This window comes from Rathayibacter sp. AY1D2, from assembly GCF_002932695.1.
GTDB lineage: Bacteria > Actinomycetota > Actinomycetes > Actinomycetales > Microbacteriaceae > Rathayibacter.
Genome location: NZ_PSVX01000121.1, coordinates 1 through 2,469 on the forward strand (window position 1 = coordinate 1; position 2,469 = coordinate 2,469).

Consider the following 2,469-nt stretch of genomic DNA (forward strand, 5'->3'; position numbering starts at 1 on the left):
CACCGAACTCGACTGGCGCCCCCGCTACACCGACTTCGACGCCGGACTCGCCGCCACCATCGACTGGTACCGCGCCAACGAGGACTGGTGGCGCCCCGCAAAGGCCGCCACCGAGGAGAAGTACGCGGTGCGGACAGCGTGACCGGACCGTACTCGAGGTCGGCCGCTGCGCGGAACCGGGGACCAGTGGCCTCGGCCGGATCGCCCTGCCTCCGTCACCGGAATCCGCGCGCCGCCGGACTCCGGGGGACGGGGCGTGCCGCATGCTGATCGTCGCCGCCGCCCTCGCTCTGCTGTTCCTGGTCGTCACCTTCCCGCGGCGCGCCGTCGGCCTCCGCGGCTACGCCGTCGGCCTCTCGATCTTCGTCCTCGGCATCGGCGCGAGCACCTCCGCTCCGGACGCCGTCCGCTACGCCTCGACGGGCGTCGCTGCGGTGTTCCTGATCCTGGCCTGGGCGTTCGGCGAGCGGACGCGGCCGAGGAAGCGCACGCGGCTCCTCCTGCTCGCCTGGTTCGTCTGGACGACCGGGGTGAGCCTCCTGATCTCCTCGAGCTCCCCGGCGACCGTCCTCGCCCTCATCGCGGTGCCGCTGCTGCTGTTCCCCGTCGTGTCCCGCCTCGGCGAGCAGGACCTGGTGCCGCTGCTGCGCTGGACGGCGCTCACCGTCCTCGTGCAGGTCGCCGTCGGCATCGCCGAGCTCACCGTCCTGCCCGAGCCGGTCTGGGGCTACCGCAACCTCACCACGGCGGGTCTTCCCGTCATCCGGTACAACCCGTTCCTCCCCGGCCTGATCCGGATCCAGGGCACGACCGGCCACCCGATCATCTTCTCGCTCATCGTGATGTTCGGCTTCTTCCTGATCCTCGCTCTCGGGTCGAAGCTGTCCCGAACGGTCCGGCTCGTCTCGCTCGCTGCTGCGGTCGCCGGCCTCGTCCTCTCGGGGACGCGCAGTGCGTTCGTCGCAGCGGCCATCGGCTTCGTCGTCTACCTCTTCTTCGCTCCCAACACCCGGACGCGGGTGAAGAACGTCCTGATCGTCATCGGGGCGGGAGTCGCGATCTTCCTCGGCGACTTCGGGCTCTCGGCCGTCGCGACTCAGGCGGCCACCTCGGACTCCTTCGGCCACCGCCTCGAAGGATGGGCGAGCGCGGATCAGCTCCTGCACCGCGGCTCTCCCACCGGAGCGATCGGCAGCGGCTTCTTCTCGGAGCTGAGCATCTTCGCGCAGGGCCTGCTGCAGCAGGACGGCTTCCTGGTCATCGACAACCACTTCATCTGGACGCTCGCGATCAGCGGTGGCATCGGGCTCGCCCTCATGGTGCTGGCGATGGGGGGCGCGTGGATCGGCTCCGACCGCCTCGGCCGGGCCCAGGTCGCCGTGATGCTCGCGATGGCCTTCTCCTTCGACCTGATGACGTGGGTCGTCTCAGTGAGCGTCTTCGTGATCTCGCTGACGCTGCCGCCGGACCTGATCGCGCTCGCCCGCCCGGCTCCGCCCCGCGAAGCGGAACCGCCTCCGACGCGGCGGGGGACGCCGAGTCCTCAGCGCGGAGGGGACCGCACCCGCGTGAGGACCTTCCCCCGCTCCTCGCGGTGACAGCACGCTCCCCCTTGCCCGACCAGACCGCACCAGACCAGCCGATCGGAGCTCACATGCCTGAGATCATCGACACCGAGACCTTCGTCATCGGCGATTCGACGAAGACGAACTCCCTGGGCCGTGCGCTGAGCATGGCGCTCACCGCGGCTGAGCTCGGACGCGTGCGGGTTCTCGCCTTCGAGGACGGGGAGCTCTGGGCCGGAGCGAGACAGTTCCCTGCGGAGGTCGTTCCTTTCGGTCGGAGGGATCTGGCGCGCATCGAGCGGGACGTCCGCGCGTCAGCGTCGGAGCGGAGGACCATCGTCTGGTTCTCGAAGGGGACGGACCCCCTGCCGCGTCTGGCTCGGCGCCTCTCCCGCATCCCGAACACAGTCGTGGTCGCGGATTTCGACGACGACGACGTCTCGATCATGGAGGCCTTCCGATCCGAGTCCCTCCTCAACCGGGCGAAGGCGAATCCGCTGCGCCGGAAGGCTCCGTCCCGGCTCCGCCGGAGCCAGGCCAGGATCGCGCGCGACGCCGGCCTCGTCACCTTCTCGAGCGCGGGACTCCGCGGGGTGTACGCCGAGCGCTTCGATCTCGGTGACGCGTCCGCGGTCATCCCCCACACCCGGGTGTCGACGACGCGTGATCGGCCGCGCGGGCCCTCCACCGACGGCCGTCTGACTCTGGGCTTCATCGGGACCGTCCGCAGCTACAAGGGCGCGGACACTCTGAACGCCCTGCTGCGGGCCGATCCGGACGTCGGCATCGTCACCTTCGCCCAGTCATGGACGCCGCCCTCCGATGTGGCGGCGCAGTGGGTCATGCGGCCTCCAACGACACCGCTGTCCGAGATCTACGCGGACGTGGACGTGCTCGTCCTCCC

The 2,469-nt window shown here is 70.3% G+C and carries 2 protein-coding genes and 1 pseudogene; all 3 read left to right on the plus strand.

Annotated elements, in window-relative coordinates:
- A pseudogene (locus tag C5D04_RS18790) lies at positions 1 to 142 on the plus strand (dTDP-glucose 4,6-dehydratase); the annotation flags it as partial.
- Between the two features lie 121 nt (positions 143 to 263).
- The gene (locus C5D04_RS17670) at positions 264 to 1,598 is read left to right on the plus strand and encodes an O-antigen ligase (RefSeq protein ID WP_104232717.1); all 1,335 of its coding nucleotides are present in this window, start codon (positions 264 to 266) and stop codon (positions 1,596 to 1,598) included.
- Positions 1,599 to 1,654: 56 nt separating this feature from the next.
- Positions 1,655 to 2,469: hypothetical protein (locus C5D04_RS17675; RefSeq protein WP_146087906.1), on the plus strand; the 815-nt coding region annotated here is incomplete at its 3' end.

What these genes read in the sequence shown, in the direction of transcription:
- C5D04_RS17670 (WP_104232717.1), top strand. Translation starts at nt 264, where the DNA reads ATGCTGATCGTCGCCGCCGCCCTCGCTCTGCTGTTCCTGGTCGTCACC.